Source organism: Leptospira wolffii serovar Khorat str. Khorat-H2 (assembly GCF_000306115.2).
Taxonomy (GTDB): Bacteria; Spirochaetota; Leptospiria; order Leptospirales; family Leptospiraceae; genus Leptospira_B; species Leptospira_B wolffii.
In genome coordinates this window covers 405,112-422,289 of sequence record NZ_AKWX02000023.1, presented here as the reverse complement: position 1 = coordinate 422,289, position 17,178 = coordinate 405,112, and the positions used below count along the sequence as shown (strand labels likewise).

At 46.2% G+C, this 17,178-nt stretch carries 17 protein-coding genes; 6 read left to right on the top strand and 11 right to left on the bottom strand.

The window, feature by feature from the left end:
• Position 1: 1 nt before the first annotated feature.
• Genes LEP1GSC061_RS20090 through LEP1GSC061_RS20080 form a run of 3 tightly spaced genes read right to left on the bottom strand, consistent with a single transcriptional unit; the run spans position 2 to position 3,842 of the window.
• Positions 2–832 carry an MBL fold metallo-hydrolase gene (locus tag LEP1GSC061_RS20090; RefSeq protein ID WP_016547470.1) on the bottom strand — a complete coding sequence of 277 codons (831 nt, stop codon included), beginning with the start codon at positions 830–832 and terminating at the stop codon, positions 2–4.
• A 2-nt stretch (positions 833–834) separates the two neighbouring features.
• Complete coding sequence (locus LEP1GSC061_RS20085) at positions 835–2,268, bottom strand: M16 family metallopeptidase (protein ID WP_016546947.1); 1,434 nt, start codon at positions 2,266–2,268, stop codon at positions 835–837.
• Positions 2,265–3,842: a M16 family metallopeptidase gene (locus LEP1GSC061_RS20080; RefSeq protein WP_016547016.1), complete on the bottom strand. Its 1,578-nt coding sequence runs from the start codon at positions 3,840–3,842 to the stop codon at positions 2,265–2,267. The genes LEP1GSC061_RS20085 and LEP1GSC061_RS20080 overlap by 4 nt, the downstream gene beginning before the upstream one ends.
• A gap of 95 nt (positions 3,843–3,937) precedes the next feature.
• Here LEP1GSC061_RS20080 and LEP1GSC061_RS20075 point away from each other — a divergent pair, with 95 nt between their 5' ends.
• Both LEP1GSC061_RS20075 and LEP1GSC061_RS20070 read left to right on the top strand, forming a co-directional pair.
• Positions 3,938–4,567, top strand: coding sequence for a hypothetical protein (locus LEP1GSC061_RS20075; protein WP_052006592.1), 630 nt, complete (start codon positions 3,938–3,940; stop codon positions 4,565–4,567).
• 22 nt (positions 4,568–4,589) lie between these two features.
• The gene (locus tag LEP1GSC061_RS20070; protein WP_198014298.1) at positions 4,590–5,006 is read left to right on the top strand and encodes a lipoprotein; all 417 of its coding nucleotides are present in this window, start codon (positions 4,590–4,592) and stop codon (positions 5,004–5,006) included.
• A 58-nt stretch (positions 5,007–5,064) separates the two neighbouring features.
• Here the strand turns inward: LEP1GSC061_RS20070 and mpl17 are convergent, their stop codons facing one another.
• The 7 genes from mpl17 to LEP1GSC061_RS20035 all read right to left on the bottom strand — a co-directional run bounded on the left by mpl17 (position 5,065) and on the right by LEP1GSC061_RS20035 (position 12,281).
• The gene (mpl17, locus tag LEP1GSC061_RS20065) at positions 5,065–5,460 is read right to left on the bottom strand and encodes a cell surface protein MPL17 (RefSeq protein ID WP_016547102.1); all 396 of its coding nucleotides are present in this window, start codon (positions 5,458–5,460) and stop codon (positions 5,065–5,067) included.
• Between the two features lie 53 nt (positions 5,461–5,513).
• Positions 5,514–7,157: a WG repeat-containing protein gene (locus tag LEP1GSC061_RS20060; protein WP_016547311.1), complete on the bottom strand. Its 1,644-nt coding sequence runs from the start codon at positions 7,155–7,157 to the stop codon at positions 5,514–5,516.
• A 25-nt stretch (positions 7,158–7,182) separates the two neighbouring features.
• On the bottom strand, positions 7,183–7,677 hold the full coding sequence (locus tag LEP1GSC061_RS20055; RefSeq protein ID WP_016547025.1) for a YajQ family cyclic di-GMP-binding protein: 495 nt from the start codon (positions 7,675–7,677) through the stop codon (positions 7,183–7,185).
• A complete protein-coding gene (gene alaS / locus LEP1GSC061_RS20050; protein WP_016547332.1) occupies positions 7,674–10,439 on the bottom strand; it encodes an alanine--tRNA ligase in 2,766 nt (921 codons plus the stop codon). The genes LEP1GSC061_RS20055 and alaS overlap by 4 nt, the downstream gene beginning before the upstream one ends.
• A gap of 83 nt (positions 10,440–10,522) precedes the next feature.
• On the bottom strand, positions 10,523–10,921 hold the full coding sequence (gene rpsI / locus LEP1GSC061_RS20045; protein ID WP_016547091.1) for a 30S ribosomal protein S9: 399 nt from the start codon (positions 10,919–10,921) through the stop codon (positions 10,523–10,525).
• Positions 10,922–10,935: 14 nt separating this feature from the next.
• Positions 10,936–11,385 carry a 50S ribosomal protein L13 gene (rplM, locus tag LEP1GSC061_RS20040; protein ID WP_016547053.1) on the bottom strand — a complete coding sequence of 150 codons (450 nt, stop codon included), beginning with the start codon at positions 11,383–11,385 and terminating at the stop codon, positions 10,936–10,938.
• Between the two features lie 83 nt (positions 11,386–11,468).
• Positions 11,469–12,281, bottom strand: coding sequence for an LA_0442/LA_0875 N-terminal domain-containing protein (locus LEP1GSC061_RS20035; RefSeq protein WP_052006591.1), 813 nt, complete (start codon positions 12,279–12,281; stop codon positions 11,469–11,471).
• A 680-nt stretch (positions 12,282–12,961) separates the two neighbouring features.
• Here LEP1GSC061_RS20035 and LEP1GSC061_RS21580 point away from each other — a divergent pair.
• Together LEP1GSC061_RS21580 and LEP1GSC061_RS20025 are read left to right on the top strand one after the other, a co-directional pair.
• Positions 12,962–13,276, top strand: coding sequence for a hypothetical protein (locus LEP1GSC061_RS21580; RefSeq protein WP_125250314.1), 315 nt, complete (start codon positions 12,962–12,964; stop codon positions 13,274–13,276).
• Between the two features lie 80 nt (positions 13,277–13,356).
• Positions 13,357–14,013, top strand: coding sequence for a hypothetical protein (locus LEP1GSC061_RS20025; protein WP_016547099.1), 657 nt, complete (start codon positions 13,357–13,359; stop codon positions 14,011–14,013).
• 97 nt (positions 14,014–14,110) lie between these two features.
• Here LEP1GSC061_RS20025 and LEP1GSC061_RS20020 read toward each other — a convergent pair whose 3' ends face one another.
• Positions 14,111–14,779, bottom strand: a complete 669-nt coding sequence (locus LEP1GSC061_RS20020) for a YceI family protein (RefSeq protein WP_016547031.1) — start codon at positions 14,777–14,779, stop codon at positions 14,111–14,113.
• A gap of 68 nt (positions 14,780–14,847) precedes the next feature.
• Between LEP1GSC061_RS20020 and thiL the strand changes: the two genes are divergently transcribed.
• The gene (thiL, locus tag LEP1GSC061_RS20015; RefSeq protein WP_016546970.1) at positions 14,848–15,768 is read left to right on the top strand and encodes a thiamine-phosphate kinase; all 921 of its coding nucleotides are present in this window, start codon (positions 14,848–14,850) and stop codon (positions 15,766–15,768) included.
• Positions 15,769–15,819: 51 nt separating this feature from the next.
• Entirely contained in the window at positions 15,820–17,148 is a 1,329-nt protein-coding gene (locus LEP1GSC061_RS20010; protein WP_016547032.1) for an MFS transporter, read from the top strand.
• Positions 17,149–17,178: the final 30 nt, after the last annotated feature.

Below are 17,178 nucleotides of genomic sequence, written 5' to 3'. Positions count from 1 at the left end.
TTCAATTCGGAAGAAAGAGATGGAATCTATCCCTTTCCGAAGGAGGAATTCTTTTGGAAAAGACGGAGCGGATATAAGGAATCGAATAACGTTTAGAGAAATGGATGAGCACGATCTTCTCGTTCTTAAACGCGGATAAATTATGAATGATCTCGTCCAGATGGATATGCCCCCATTCTCTTGCTGCGGCTACATCCCTTTCCTTGTCTATGTAAGTACATTCTAAAAAGATAATCTCCGATTCTGCGACGTCCTTATGGGTAAGCACGTATTCTATCTTGGTATCCCCCGAAAAACTCACCACCGGCTTCGTGACCTGCTCGTCTATCTCGGCACCTGCGGATTTTTTCTCCATCAACTCCTTATGAGGAATACCTTGGAACTCCGGCTTCAGCCTTTTTCTTTTCTCGTAAATAGTATATCCTTGGGAGGCGACTCTATGGAAAGTTTTCCAAGCTTTAAAAGAATGATACGGATCCAAAGGAAATTCCTCCCCTTCCGGAGTTCCCTTCATTTCATATTTATAAGGAAAATCCTCCACCTTGGAATAAAGGGAAAGAATCTCCCTCATGGGAGATTCGAGTTCCTCAGGCAAATAAATCTTAGGAGGATTCAATTTGCGCAGGGATCTCTGGGAAATATAATAAGGAATCCCCGCGGAATGATCCAAATGCGCGTGGGTCAGCAAAAGTCTTTCGATATGGACCCGATCCGGGTTCTGGTGTCCTATATCGAACATCAGATTGAGCCTAGGCATGACTACGGAGGTGCGAATCCCTCCTTCGGAAATTCCTTCGAATACGTGTCCCTTGTGTTCGAAGCGACACTCCATTTTTACGGGACCGGATCCTCTGGACCGATCGTCTTCTGTCCCGGCAACTCGGAAGGCAAGGAGGATTTCGGTCCGGAAATCAACGCCGTCAGTTTATCTCTTTTGAAATAAGTCTTACCCACTCTCTTTAGATCCGAGAGAGTGACTTCCTGTATCTTATTTCTATAATTCTTTAGGTAGTCCTTAGGCATCTTGTGTTCCCGAAACCGGACCTCGTTTCTAAGAATCTCCATAGAATCCGTGAACAAAAAAATAAATTTATTCAGAATGGCTTCCTTAGCGTTTTTCAATTCTTCTTCGCTGATCTTGGAGAATGTGGAGTCGCTCAGAATCTCTCCCATAAGTTGATAGACTTCCATCGTACTTTGGGATTTGGTCTGGGTCACGAAATATAGAACGGAATGATCCTTTTCGAAGACAGGATGACTAGAAGAGGAATATGCAAGTCCCTTATCGGAACGGATCCTACTCATGAAGTAGGAATTGAATCCGCCCCCGCCCACTATGTAGTTTAGGACCTGTATCGCATAAAAATCCTTATCATTATGAGCGGGACCGATTCCCAAAAAGAGAACCACATTTTGAGTATTGGCTTTATCCACCACCAGATTCTTCAAATCTTTGGATTTTAGATTTTGGGTAAGCTCCGACTGAGTCGTAGACTGGGATTCTTTGGGAACATTGCCGGGAGATTTGGGAAGAATATCCGCGAGAAACCCGGGGATCTCAGATTCGTTCCAATTTCCGGATACCAAAACGGATCTCCTTGAAGCAAGTAAGGCGGTAGAATAGAATTCCTTAATATTCTCCTCTTTTAGATTTTCCAAACGGGAGGAAGATAGGGAATTTCCCTTTACCTTTCCTTTATATACCAATTCGTTCGCCTTCCGGAAAGCGAGTCCCATGATATTATCGTTTCTACGTTTGATCTGTTCTCCGAGCTGCAATTTCGCGAGCTCGTAGGATTCCGCACCGAAGAGAGGCTTATTCAGAAATTCTCCTATCAAAGCCTTGGATTCTTTGTCGTAGCGGGATAACCAGGAGAAAGTAAGAGTTACCGTATCCAGATCCGAATCCACTCTCATTTTGGAACCGTAAGATTCCCAGATTTCCGCGAAAGATTCTCCGGGATGAGATTCGGTTCCTCCTTTTTTCCATGCGTCCGGAAAAATCTCCACAAGCTCCGGACCGATCTCGGGATAATAAGAAGGCCCGGCATAAAAGGAAATTTCAAGCGTACGAATCGGAAATTCGGAATTCTCTAAAAAAAGTATCCTAGTATTCGGGTCCTGTCCTATTTCACGGATCTCCGGAAAATGGAATTCCAATGCAGGAATCTTCACATCCTTTACGAAATCGCCCGGAGCGGCGTCGATTCCCAAAAATGCCAAAGGCAAAATTCCCGCCAGAGAGAATAAGATTTTTCGAATATTCATTTTTTCTCCCCTTCGGAGCTGAAAAGATCCCCTACTGTCAGATTTCTGGGTACGAAATATTGTTTTGAGACCCTCATTATATCTTCCGGAGTCACACGATCCAATCGGGAATAATCGTCGAATATATCCGTCCAATCTCCCGCGACCAACTCGTAATAAGTCAGAACATCCGCGAGCTTTGAGTTGCTATTTAGCCCGCGTATATAATCCGCCACGATTTGGTTCTTAATTTTGGATAATTCCTCTTCGGTGACCGGCTCTCTCTTTAAGGTTTCTATCTCTTCAAGAATGGCGGATTCTATCTTGGAAGGATCCGCGCCTCTTACGTTCGTAACATAAATGGCGAATAGGTTCGCGTATCTCTCTCCCGGCTCTCCGGTCCAACAGGAAACCTTCTGAGCCAATTTATCTCTCAACACCAACCTCTTATAGAGGCGTCCCGTTTCACCTTGGGAAAGAATGGCGTCGATAAGATCCAAGACGGGTCTGTCCGGATGAGGAGAAGCGGGAGTCAACCAACCCATTGCCTTCATAGGGCCCGAAGAATGGGTGACGCTTACCCTACGAGGCTCATGATCGAAGCTCTCGGTAGCCTGGGGAATGGGAGACGGAGAGGAATCCGGAATGTCTTCGAAGTATTTTCGAACCAAAGCTTCCGTCTGGGAAAAATCCAAGTCCCCCACGATACCGATGGCCATATTTCCGGGACGATAATTCTTTCGGAAGAAAGCCTCCGTCTTATCGATATCCAAGAAAGGAAGATTCTCCTCGTATCCGATGACGGGCATTCCGTAGGAGTGCTTCTGGAAAGCGGCGCCCAGGAATTTTTCCCTCAGGATTCCCATACCTTGGTTTTCCACGCGCATCCTGCGTTCTTCCAGGACAACATCCCTTTCCGTATAATATTCTCTTAATATAGGGTTTTTCAACCGATCCGACTCCAGCTTGGCCCAGATCTCCAGGCGATTGGCAGGGAGAAGAATCTGGTAATTCGTAACGTCGTTAGTGGTGTATGCGTTGAAACCGGTTCCCCCATTCTTATCGTAGATATAGGAATCCTCATTGGAGATCACGAACTTTCGATGGAGCTCCAACAAATTCCTGAATCTAGTCTCTAAGACGCTCTTTTCGGTGATGAGTTTCTCCGGGACCGGCTCACCCGCTTGGATCAACCTACGCTCCTCCAGTCGGTAAGAGTCCAATCTCTTTCCCCAGACCCGGATCTGGTCCAGATAGACCTTTTCCTTTTCGTAATTATTGACGCCGATGTTCTTGGTACCCTTGAAAAGCATATGCTCCAGAAGATGAGCTGTGCCCGCTATATCCGGAGTCTCATCGGCGGCCCCTACGAGAAATTTGGTATAAACTGCGACAGTAGGAGATCCTTCCCTTTTCATCATCAGGAGTCGGATTCCGTTTTTCAATACCACCTTCTTCACTCTGGATTCCAAAGAGGAACGAATGCCAAGAAAGATGTCCTCGTTAGCGGAAATATCCGCGCCGAGAAAGCAGAGTAAGGAAATAAGGATCGAAAGGAAACGGAGAGTTCGGTATCGGGAGATGGCCTTCCACATAACCTACAAGTTTTCCCTTAAAAGCGAGAATGTCCAGAAGTTACCTGGAAAAAATCCCGCTGGTTTTTGTACCCGGTTCGTATAAAATCGGAACAATGACGCGGTTCCTACTGGTCCTAGTAGCCCTAGTTCTTTTCGAAAATTGCGAACCTGCCGACCCAGAGTTCAGACGGAAGGCATGGGAAAACGTTACCGAGTCCGGATTCATCTCCAACGATTATTTCCAAGTGGTAGTCACCGTCCCCATCCCCAACCAGGAGAGACCCCTTCTGGAATTAAGGGAGGAATGTAAAGCAAGAGCGGTTCGAAAAAGGGATGAACTCTCTATCAATCTCATACTGGCCCAAATCACGGAAGAGAGAAAAATCTTCGTGGGCGTAGGAACAAATTCCTCGGTACCTAAGTATGAACCGCCTCTTCCTCCCGCCCAGGCCATACGAACCCCTTCCAGCGCTACTCCCGGAACGGGATCCATCGCCACCCAAACGGTCCAGAATGCGCAGAACCAAACGGATGATACCGAACCTCAGGAAAAAAAAGAAAAGAAGAAGACGGAAATCGTGAATGCGGATTATCTTGCATACCGCGCCGCATTCTCGTGGTTACTGGATCGATTGTTTTTATACAGAGAAGATTACGGAGACCAGAAGCGTTGCACCTTGGTTTATAGAATCGTAGAAGCGGATTTACTCAAGCGAATCTTAGAATCTCCCATCACCCGCTAACGGATAAGGAATCTCTATGTCGATAAAAACCATTTCTCTCATCGGTCTGGCCGCCCTAGTGTTAACTGCCTGCACGACCGCTCAAAAAGAGGAAACCAAACCGGAACCTAAAAAGAACGTAAGCCAGGAATCCGCTCCTAGCGAAGACGATCAATTCGTAAAGGCCACCGAAGGTTTTCTGAATCCTTCTCTCTACCAGGTGGTTGTATCTTCCTTGGATGGAAACGAACCCGAAGCCTTGGATCTGGCTAAGAAGCGTGCGTTAAACCTATTTATCGCCGAAAGAGGAGAATTGTTTCGTCCTGCAGATAGAAAGTTCCTGAAGGAAATCGTGGATTCCAAGGGAAAAATCGTTAAGACCTCCAAGCCGATCAACGGAAAGACATATTATCTATTCCATGTGGCACAGCCCGATCTTAAGATAGAACTGAAGAAATAAGCTCCTACAAAAAAGGCGGAATTAAATTCCGTCTCTTCTCTCTCCATATAACGTAAAGCTACTGGATAGTTTCCTTTTGTAGAATCTTTCCAGGTATGCAGATATTTCTGGAATAATCGCAATAAAAGATCTTAGCGTGGATCTCTAATTCTCCGGAGCCGTTCAACTGGACCGGCATCGGATCCACGGATTCGAAGTATTCTTTTTTCTTTACCGAGGTCTTTCCCTTCAATTTCAGATCCGCCGACACCACTTTCAGGCCGGAGCCCGGATTGATCAGAATGCGGTGAGGAGCGTCCTTTTGGACTCCGAAGTTTGGAGGATGGACGATTTTTAATAGATATGTGGATCCGGAGGACTTTTCCAATTTAAATTTAATCGGACTTTCCTCCTCGGCGGAAAGCCCGGAAACGAGAAAGAATGCGATTGCACCGGCGGCGAGTATCTGTTTCATACAAAAATTAGACCCTCGATCGGCGGGAATGTTTTGTCAAGTCGCTTGAAATCTCAAAGTCCGGAACAGGCTCTCAGACCCAGAACTCCCCTTTTTCCGGAAACGGTGACAGTATAGACTGCGGGAAATACTCTGGAAGATTCGATCTTTTCAAAAGTGGGAGGAATCACGTAATTTCCGTTCTTATCTATGATACCGAACCGTTTGTTTTCCTCTACGATCGCGAGTCCATTATGAAAATTGAATACAGAATCGAACTTAGGCTCGATGATAAAGTCTCCCGTCTTATCTATATATCCCCATTTGGTTCCGTTTTTTTGAGCGGAAGCCAGTCCTTCCGAGAAGGACCCGACATTTGAAAATTCCTGCGGAATCGCCAACTTTCCGGTTACATCGATAAAGCCGTAGTTCGTAGAATTGCTGCCTACACTCGCTAACCCTTCGGAGAATTCTCCCCAAGAAGAGATACCATTCCGAGTCATGGGATATAATTTTCCTTCGGGCGTAAATAGATAGGTTTCGTATCCTTTCTCATGCACGGACCAGTATCCGGTAGGATTTGTAGAGATATAAGAATATTCTGGATTCAAAACGATATTACCCTGTAGATCCAATAAGCCCCAAAGATTTTCCCCTGCTGCAAATTTTAAATAAGGACTTCCTTGTATTCTGTTAGGCTCGCTTAGCACCTTAGGCGATAACTGTTTTTCCTTTCCGTTGGAGTCTAATAGGAAATATTTCCCATCGCGGAAATAGACAAAGGGCCCGGTTTCAAAATCGATGACGCCCATAGTCGCGTATTTCAAAGGAACCACCGTTTTTCCCTTCGAATCGAATACTCCCCATAGATTTCCTTTTTTTACCCGCAAATACTTTCCTGTCTGTGCCGTATAAATGCTATCGTATTCGTTCCGGAGAATCTCTTTACCGGTCGAGTCAATCAATCCGTATTTTCCGTTTTTTACAGTTCGATAATATTCATAGGACAAGCTATAATCTATACTAACTCCGGGAGGTCCGATATATTCTCCTTTTTTATTTACCAAAACCTTGGTTCCTTCCAATTCTCCGATCGCGACTCCGTTATGAAAATCGCTTACCTTCTTGAATTGAGGTAGAATAACCGCTTCTCCCTTCGTATTCAAAAACCCGAATTCTCCCTCTGTGGAGAACGCCGCCATTCCATCGGAGAAGTCCCGGATCATTTCGTATTCGGTAGGAACTATAAATTTCCCTTTTGTATCTATAATGCCGTATTTGCCGTCCTTCTTTACGACTGCATAACCTTCGGAAAAAAAACCGCCCGCCTCGAATGTGGGGAGGATTTTTTCCTTCCAGTCGGATCCAAGGTATCCTGCCAGCTCGGATTTTACGAAAGAGCGAAGACCATTACTTGCCTTATACCCAATCCACTTATAAGCAGGAGGAAGAAGTTCTTCTCCTGTTTCTCGAACAACGCCCTGCAGCCCTTTCAGTTTGGTGAATAGAATGTTTTCGTCGGTATAGAGAGACTCTTCCACATTCTCATAGACGACCACGACTTTAGAGACTTTAGTATTCGAGGGCTCGTAGGCGAAACCGGCCACCCCGTTCACATCGGCTGCTTTTAAAGCGAATTCGGTCTTACAAGGATGCTCTCTTTTGAAACATCCGTAAACAAATAAAGAGAGTAGACAGAAGGCGAAAAATTTTCTCATCGGGCCTTCCTCCTATTTTCGGAAATTAGCCCTTGAAATTTTGGAACTGAACGTCGAAGGGGAGATCGGCGGAACGTAATAATTTCATAATATCCTGAAGATCGTCCTTCTTCTTGCCTTGGACCCGCACGCTGGTTCCCATGATGGTTGCGGTGACCTTGAGCTTGGAATCCTTGATGATCTTTGTGATCTCTTTGGTTTGTTCCTTTTCCAATCCGTTTCGGATCTTGACTTTCATCCGAACTGTCCCTCCGGTGGCGGGCTCCACCTTGGATTTGAAATCGAAGGACTTAAGACCTATGCCTCTCTTGGCCATTTTATTGATGAGTACGTCGATCACGCTTTCCAGTTTGGCCTCGTTATCGGAGGTGAGAATCAGATTCTCCTCTTCCAACTTGATTTCGGATTTGGAGCCTTTGAAATCGAATCTGGTTTTAATTTCGCTAATCGCCTGACTAACCGCGTTCTGCAACTCCGGTTTGTCTATCTCGGATACTACGTCGAATGATGGATCGCTCATGCTATTCCTCCGTTCAAGCCTACATAGGCTTTTTGGACGGCCAAGTCGACCGCCTCTTGGATTCTGGACACTTCCTTCCCTCCTCCCTGGGCCATATCGGGTTTTCCTCCGCCCTTCCCACCTAATAATTCACAGGCGGCTTTCACCAATTCTCCGCAATGAACCTTTTTACCTGCGATGGAAGGGGAACAGGTAACCACGATACTCGCATCCTCGGAATTTTTGCTCGCAAGAACCGCAACGATCTCCTTCTCTCTGACTTTCAGATTATCGGAAAGTCCCTTGAGAGCCTTGGCATCCTTGGATTCAAAAATAGCCGAGACGATTTTTACGTTTCCTACGAGTTTGGCTTGGGAAAGAACCTGACCTATCACTTCCGGATTGTTTTCGAAGTCTCTGGATTCCCGATTTTTCTTTTCCTTCAGGAATTTGCCCTGAGCCTCTTCCAATTCCAAAGCCAGGGACTCCGTGAGATCCCGGAAGATTCCTACGGCGTCTGCTCCCTTGGTTTCGAACAAAGACCTTACGTCATCCGGTCCAGGAATCTGAGTCTTGACGGAGAGAGTAGCTCCTTCTTCTCCTAATTCGTCCTTGATCTTCAAGTTGAGATTTTGAACCGCTTCGGTCAATTCTGCGAAGCGAGTCTGAAAGGTTTCCACAACTACGGGACCGGCCACGGCCTCTATTCTTCTATTGCCCGCGCCGGGACTGGATTCTTTTTTGATGAAGAAATATTCTATATCCCCGGTATTTCCCACATGAGTCCCTCCGCAGAATTCCAAGGAGCGATCTCCCATTTGCAGAACGCGGACACTATCCCCGTATTTTTCGTCGAATGCGGCTACCGCTCCCGTCTTCTTTGCTTCTTCTATCGGAAGAATTTTCGTCTCTACGGGAATATGGCGAACGATGCTATCGTTCACCCAGGATTCTATATTACGAATTTCTTGCGGACTAAGAGCGCTAGGATGGGAGAAATCGAATCTGAGATACTCGGGAGAAACGATGGATCCCTTTTGCAACACATGCGAACCCAATAGGTTGCGCAAGGCTCCGTTCAGCAAGTGGGTACCGGAGTGATGGGATTTTAGTTTTTCCCTTCTCTCTTTTTCCACTTCCAGCTTAGCGATCTCGCCCACGGAGAAACTCCCGGAAAGAACGGTGCCTATATGTAGGATAATATCGTTTTCCTTTTGGGTATCCAAAACCTTGAAGACCGAATTTCCCTTTCGGATAAAACCGGTATCTCCTACCTGGCCTCCTCCTTCCGGATAGAACGGGCTGGATTTGAAAACGAGAACTCCGCTCTCTCCCTCTTTCAAGGAATTCGTTTGCTTATTATCCGAAAATACGAAAAGAATCTCGGACTCAGCGTTCAGTGCCCCGTATCCCAAGAATTCGGTCTTATCGGTTTTGATTCCAGTGAAAAGACTGACCTTATTGGCCTTCCAGGTTTCCCGGGAAGACTGTCTGTCCTTCTCCAATTCCTCTTCGAAAGACTTGCGATCGAAGGAGAGTCCGTGCTCTGCTACGATCTCTTCGGTCATTTCCGCGGGAAAACCGTAAGTTCCGTAGAGAAGGAAACTATCCTTTCCGGAGAATATACTGGAGCCTTCGGATTTGGTTTTGGAAACCAAAGCCTCGATCTTATCCAAACCGATCTCCAGGGTCTTGAGGAATAGTTCCTCTTCGGCGAGAAGGGTTCTTTCCACTGCGGCGATATGTTTTTCCAATTCAGGATAACGATCCTTATAGATGGAAGCCACAGGTTTTACGAGTTTATATAGGAAAGGCTCCCGCAAATCCAATTTACGAGCGAATAATACCGCGCGACGAATCAAACGTCGGATAACGTATCCTCTACCGGTTCTATCGGGATAGATACCGTCCGATACGGAGAATAATACGGAACGGATATGATCCGTGATTACCCGAAAAGGGACTTTGTTGGATTCTCCGTAGGTCTTTCCGGAAACCTTCTCCACTTCGGAGATGATATTGCGTAGTTCGTCCGTATCGTATACAGAATCCACTCCTTGTAATAGGAGAGCCACTCTTTCCAATCCGGAACCGGTATCTATCCCGGTTTGTTTCAGAGGGTGCAGATTGCCTTCAGTATCCTGATTGAATTGATTGAAAACTATATTCCAAAATTCTAAAAAACGATCGCAATCGCAGCCGGGACGGCATTCGTATTTGACTCCGCAATCCGGAAAACCTTTCTCGGGTCCTCGATCCAGATATAATTCCGAACAAGGTCCGCAGGCTCCGCTATCTCCTGCAGGTCCCCAGAAATTATCCTTCTTGCCTAAACGGGTGATTCGCTCTTTAAGAATTCCCTTAGAGAGCCAGATTTTTTCCGCCTCGTCGTCGTTCTCGAAAACAGTGATCCAGATTTTTTCCTTGGGGAAGCCTAGACGATTCACGGAACAATCCAATGCGAATTCTATGGCTTCTTCCTTGAAATAATCCCCGAAACTGAAATTGCCGAGCATCTCGAAGAATGTACAATGCCTTTCCGTTTTTCCCACATTTTCCAAGTCGGTGGTTCTTAGGCATTTTTGAGCGGAAGTGGCACGGGTATACGGAAGCGCCACGGCCCCCGTAAAGAGAGGTTTGAATTGTACCATCCCGGCGGTGGTGAAGAGAAGTGTCGGATCTCCCGCAGGCAATAAGGAGGAGGAAGGCACTATCGTATGCCCCTTCTCCTTGAAATAATCCAGGAAGATATTACGTATTTCTGAAACTCTCTTAAAATTCATGCCACCTCTATAAACAGAAAATGCCCGAGGTCTTGTTTGCAAGAACTTCAGGCATTCCCAAAAACGGATCTAAAAAACGAAAATTAACGTTTAGAGAACTGAGTTCCTCTACGCGCTTTGTGTAGACCGTATTTCTTGCGCTCCACCATACGAGGGTCACGAGTTAGAAGACCTTCTTTCTTAACGATAGGTCTGAACTCGGGATTATAACGGCAAACGACTCTAGAGAGTGCATGACGGATTGCTCCCACTTGACCGATAACTCCTCCACCGGAAACGATCAGTTTCAGGTCGAATTTTTCGGTAACATTGAGGAGAGTCAGAGGAGTTAAAGCCTCTTTCAGGTTGGAACGGCTATTATGAAGATAGTCCTTGATATCCTTATCATTAACGATAATCTTTCCGGAACCTTCTTTTAATTTAACGCGAGCGATAGCGTTCTTACGACGACCGACTGCCCAGATTTCCTTGGCGCTTGCCATATTTCAATAATCTCCTAGAGTTCCAGTTTCACCGGCTTTTGAGAGCCGAGGTTGTGCTCGTTTCCGGGGAAAATCCGGAAATGGGTAAGAATCTGAGCGCCGAGTTTGCTTTTAGGAAGCATTCCTTTAACGGCTTCGTACAGAATCTTTTCAGGGTGCTTCGCTCTCATACTTTGGAGAGTGGTTGCAGTCATACCGCCCGGATAACGGGAATGGTGGAAGTATTCCTTTTGGGTTTCTTTACTTCCGGTAACCGCAACTTTAGCAGCATTGATAACGATGATATTGTCTCCGCAATCCACGTGTGGAGTGAAAGTCGGTTTGTGTTTGCCTCTCAGCCTATGGGCGATCTCCGAAGCAAGGCGACCCAAGGTTTTGCCTTCGGCGTCGACCACGAACCAAGCCTTATTAGCTTGTTCCTTTTTCAAGGAAGGAGTTCTATGCGATTTAGATATAATTGGCATGGGAAAAAGCGTCCTGTATAGGCCAATTTCGCGTACCGCCCTAACGGGTCAAGGAAATTTAGCCATAAAGGCGGATTTAGGAACTAGAATCCGATTTGGACGCTGGCTTCGGCTCCCCAACCTAGTTTTCCGAGCATCAGATCCGGTTTCGGATACACCCCCCAAGAAATCGGATTGGGCTCCGTCTCTTGTTCCCAGGATTTCCCGATGAAATAGCTCCGGACCAATTGGGCCAGATAGGCGGATGCGAGTAAATACACTGCGCCATTGTAAGTGTGGATAGAAGAATCGTATTTGGAGCGAGCTTCGGGAACGACCGCATAAAGATAAAAATTCGAGATCGCTCCGCCGAAAATATAAGCTCCCTGGACACTACTACGGAATACGGCCTCATCATAATCCTTTTTAGCGCTTTCAGCTTCCACCCTGGCATAAGAAGCCAGTCCCAAAGTAGTTGCGAATCCGGCGGCGGTTAAGCCTCCTTCTTTCTTTCGGCCAGCATACCAGGCTCCCCAACCGGGAAGAAGCGCCGATCTCCAAACTACGCTCCATTTGCTTCGGGAACTTGTCTTAACTTCCGGAGGCGGAGTGATCACGACGGGCTCCTCTATCTTAGGATTTTCCTGGAGCTTCTTTTCCTCTTCCTTACGAATCCGATTCTCTTCTTCCTTAGTGACGTCCTTATAGACGATCTTTAGTATTTCCCTTTTGCCGATGGTCTTGGTCCCTTCGGCGGTCTGAACGGTGATCGCCTTCTCGTTTTGGCCGGTAATGTTTCCCATAAGTTTGCCTCCTTTCCGGAGAAGAATAGTCTGTTCCGCGAAAAGAAAACCGGGGGCTATGAAAATTACAAAAAAGAGAAGAATTCGAAAAGTACGATGCAAGAGACCGATCATATGGTTCAGAGAATAGGAGTTTTTGAATTTAGTCAAGTGGAATGGAAGGCTTAGTTCCGCCGAAAACGGAATCCGAGGGGACTATTAATTAGAATATTATACTTCTCTTTTTATTAGGTATAATTGTGTCCAAAGATTGTCTTACTCAGGGATTCACTCGTATCCATCCCGTTAGGGCCAATCGGATTTTTTGGAAATTTCTTGCATTTTGTAATAAATGCGATCCGATCCTCGAAAAAGGAAAAGAATATTATAATATCCGGAATTTTCGGATCTTCTTGAAATTATTCTCTTGCTCGGTCGTTTACGAACCGGTTATTCTGCCTTAAATGGTCCGTATTGTCTCCCTTTTCTTATTCGTCGCTCTCTTACTCCCGAATTGCTTATCGGAGAAGACCTGCTCGAACCAGGACCGTTCTTGCAGCTTAGAGGCAAATTTAGCGAGCATTCTGTTTTCGCCTCCCGGTATCTATCTCTATTCTACTCTTAACACTTACCAAGGGAATCTCGCCAATTCGATAGTGCTAGATACGAATTTGAGTATTATCTGTACAAATGAACGTCTTTTCGCGCCTATAACTTCTAGCTGCTCCAATCTAGCGCCTTTTGTATCCACCTCTTTTGCACCCATGTCGGCCATTACTGGATTTTATATCGATTTTCCGACTACAGGCGTTCCTTTGCGCGGACCTTTTGGAACGATTCTTGCGGATGATTTCAACTCCGTATTTACGACCGATCTCAAATCCACAATGTCGGATGCAGGCTTAGGGACAGGACTCTTCTGGACCTTCGGCGATGCGAACGGAGGTTATGGAGGAACTACGGCTACAACCTGTGCGGACGGAACGGATAATACTACAGGGACAGGCGCGGCAGGAAGTCCGCTCAATTCCGCTTCCACTACATGGTTCGGCTCAAGCTTAGTCAACTGCGTGGATACTTACAGGCTACTTTGCATGTGTTATTCGCCCGCCTCAGGCGGTGGCGGTTAATAGACTTCCTAGTTCCGACAAAAATATTTTGACAAGTCGAAGGCTTCGGAATATCCTAAAAGACCTCTCAAGGATTTCTCTTGCTTCGATCATACTTCATATTTCCCACCCTCTTAGTTTTAGCGCTTTCCCTTTCGGTTTCTAACTGCATTACTTCGAAAGTCTGTTCCGAACAAGACAGAGGTTGTAGCCTGCAAGCCTCTTTGGTTTCCTTTTTCTCCACGCCTCCCGGTATCTATCTCTATGGTAGTCTGAATTCCTACCAAGGAAATGTGGCCAGCCTAGGACCGGATATGTTCGGAGGTCTCCGAAATATCTGCTCTGGAGAAAGGATTCTGGCCCAAACGGTCAATCTCACCTGCGCAAATGTTCTTCCGTTCGCCTCGTCCGACACCCTGACTCTTGCGAATTACGCTGCCGCACCGAATAATTTCTTTTTATCCACATTCGGCCCCGTATATGGGGCAAAAGGTGAAATCATATCCGCGGATTGGAATTCCTTCATTTCGGTTGCCATCAATCGCTCGCTTGCCGACTCGGGAGTCACTTCGGACGAATTTTGGACTTTTGCAGCCAGCGCGGGAACTTATAACGGGGCGGATAATTGTACCAACGGGACGGATACGGGCACCTTGGGCACCGTAGGAGATCCGTTTTCAACCGTGGCAGGATGGTATGGAGGCAGTACGACCCCAATCTGCTCCGAAGCCAAAAAGATCGTATGCATCTGTTATTAGATTTCGCTCCTGCAAGAGAGTTAAAGAACGAAGAGCCCGACAAATTTTAGTAAAAGATAATACTCTGTCGGGCTTTTAAAATCGGAAAAAGCCGCTGTTACTTGCAATCTTTTTTAAGTTCGGACTTAATGCTGATCTCGACGTCCGGCCATAACAAAGATTTTCCGTCTTTCCCCTTATGCAGATCGCTGCAAACTTCGTTCAAAGCCTTGAGAGCAGCTTGCGCTTTCCAATCGTTTAAGTTCAGACTTCCTTTTGCGAGTAAGACGTTTCCATTTTCCACAGTAAAGCTTAAGGGAACGGATTTCGTTACTCCGTTCAGAATGAGTTTCACTTCTCCTTTTCCGGATTTCTTATCCGCATCCAAAGACAATTTGGTTAAAGAGCCGCTGATCTTTCCGTTTCCCTTTAAGGCTCCGAAAAAAGCACCTTTGATCTTAGGATCTCTTTCCGCGTTACCGCTGTCCAGGTCTATGGGTTCGAGGGAAAATTTCAAACCCTTAAGAGCGGATTCCAAAGAATCTCCCGGTTTGGTCCCATGAATCGTAACCTTGGTAAACTTGCCGCCTACTCCCGTCTTTTCGGTGAATTTAAACGCCTTCCATTCAAGACTCGTCTTTTCGGCGTCCAAGGAATACTTGCAGGAAGGTTCCGAGGCGAACGTTTTGGATTGCCAGGCTCCGCCCAAGATCGATCCTATGAAAAGAGCCGGTAAGAATGCACGAAGAAGGAAAAGATTCGTTCTATTCGATTGTCTGGATTTCATGACCTAATACTGCCTCTCGGATCGGACAAAGTCAAGATTTTTAGAACGAAGCGCTTAGGAAGTTTGATTTGAACGAAGAAGAACTGATTTACTCCCTCTATCCTCCCGGAAAGGAACAGGAAAACGATTGTTATCTGGACTCGGAAGGTAATCTGATCACAACGGACACAATCGTCGAAGGAACTCATTTCCGCTTGGACTGGAGTCGCCCGCAGGATTTAGCCGGCAAATTGGTGGAAGTAAACGTCTCCGATATCGCGGCTGCCAACGGCATCCCTCTGAAAGCGTTCTTCAATTTCGGCCTATCACCTTCCTGTAACCGCAAGGAATTCCTGGAACCTTTCGTGGAATCGTTTAAGAAAACGTTATCCGACTACGAAATAGAACTTTGCGGGGGAGACACATACCGAAGCCAAGAATTGAACCTAACCCTGACTCTATTCGGAAAATCGAATACTCCTTTGGATAGAAAAGGAGGAAAACCGGGGGATAACGTTTATTTAAGCGGGCATATCGGAGCTTCTCTCTTAGGTTATAAGATTCTGGAAGGAGCTCATAAATCCCTGTCTCTCCGCTTGCGCGAAACCGCACTGGACCGACACCTACGGCCCAAGTCAAGATTGCAACTGAGTCGTTCGTTATATTCTAAAAAAAGAATACATGCGGGAATGGACCTCACGGACGGTCTTAAGCAAGACGTTTATAAATTGGCTAAATCCTCCGGGGTCTGGATAGAAATCGATTTGGACAAACTTCCCTACGAACCGGGAGTCAAGGAAGCGATCGGTATAGAAGGTATCCTCACGTCCGGCGAGGAATTGGAGCTGCTTTTTCTATCTCCCGAAGAATTGCCGGAAGTATGGGAAGGTATTCCTATCCGGAAAATCGGAATTGTAAAGGCCTTGAGAGAGGGAGAATCTCCGAGAGTCCAATATCAGTACGAGGGAAAAAGTTACGATCCCAAAGAGTCCGGCTTCCGTCATTTCTAAGCGAAATTCTACTTGCCCTAGGATTTCGAATCGGAATTCTTCTGGTTCAAAATGAAATTTTCCTTTCTTTCCTGGATTCTTCCCAGTCAACCCAAACCCAGACTGGACGACTCGAGCGTCCATAATCTATATCCCAAATACCGATGGAGAATTCTGGAAGCGACTTTTATCGGTTATTCCGTATTCTATACGGTTCGGAATAATTTTCCGGTCGTATCCAAGGAAATCGGCCAAGCACTTTCCTATTCCCAAGAACAGATAGGAAATATTCTCGCAGCGACCGCTATCTCTTACGGGATCGGAAAATTCTTGATGGGAGCGCTTTCCGATCGAAGCAATCCCAAGGTTTTCATGCCTTTGGGTTTAATTTTAACAGCGATTTGTAATATTCTTTTCGGAGCCTCTTCCGATTACGAGACTCATCTGATCCTTTGGGCCTTGAACGGATTATTCCAGGGTATGGGCTGGCCTCCTTGCGGCAGGTCTCTGGGGCATTGGTTTTCCCTAAAGGAGAGAGGCCAAAAATTCGCGATCTGGAATATTGCACATAACGTGGGAGGTGGCCTCGTCGGAGTGATCGCCGCATATAGTGCCTCCTGGTTCGGCTGGAGAAACGCATTTTATATACCGGCGGCTATTTCCCTTTTGACCGCGATCTATCTCTATTTCCGTCTAGCGGATACCCCTCAGTCGGTAGGACTTCCTCCTATTGAGGAATATTCCGACTCGGATCCGCATTCCTCAAAAACCGAAGAGATCGAGCGCGAATTGAGTTTCAAAGAGATATTAGTAGATTCCGTATTGCTAAATAAGTATATCTGGATCTTCGCTCTGGCGAATTTTTTCGTGTACATCGTAAGATATAGCCTAACGGATTGGGGACCTTCTTATCTTAAATTCGCCAAGGGAGCCAGCCTAGAAAAAGGAGGGATCAGCACCCTGATCTACGAGTTCGCGGGAATCGGATCCACCCTTCTAGTAGGTTGGTATTCCGACAAAGTAGGCGGAAAAAGAGGATGGGTCAGTTTCTTCTGTATGATCCCCATTCTATTCGCTTTCGTGGGATTATTATTCGTGCCTCCTGGATATCTCTGGTTGGATTTGGTATTATTCGGAGTAGTCGGATTCTTCATTTATCCTCCGGTAATGCTCTTAGGAGTGGCAGGTTTGGATTTCACTTCCAAAAAAGCGGTGGGAACCGCCGCAGGCTTCATCGGGTTATTAGGATATTTAGGGAGAACAGCCCTATCCAAGAGTTTAGGTTGGATGACCGGCTTCTCCTGGTTTCGTTGGGAATATTCTATTTTTTTGATATTAGGTTCCGCGGTCTTGGCGTTGGTATTGCTGGCCTTTACCTGGAACTGGAAACCGAAGCATTAACGGGAAATAAGCCGATTATTGCACAAGGGC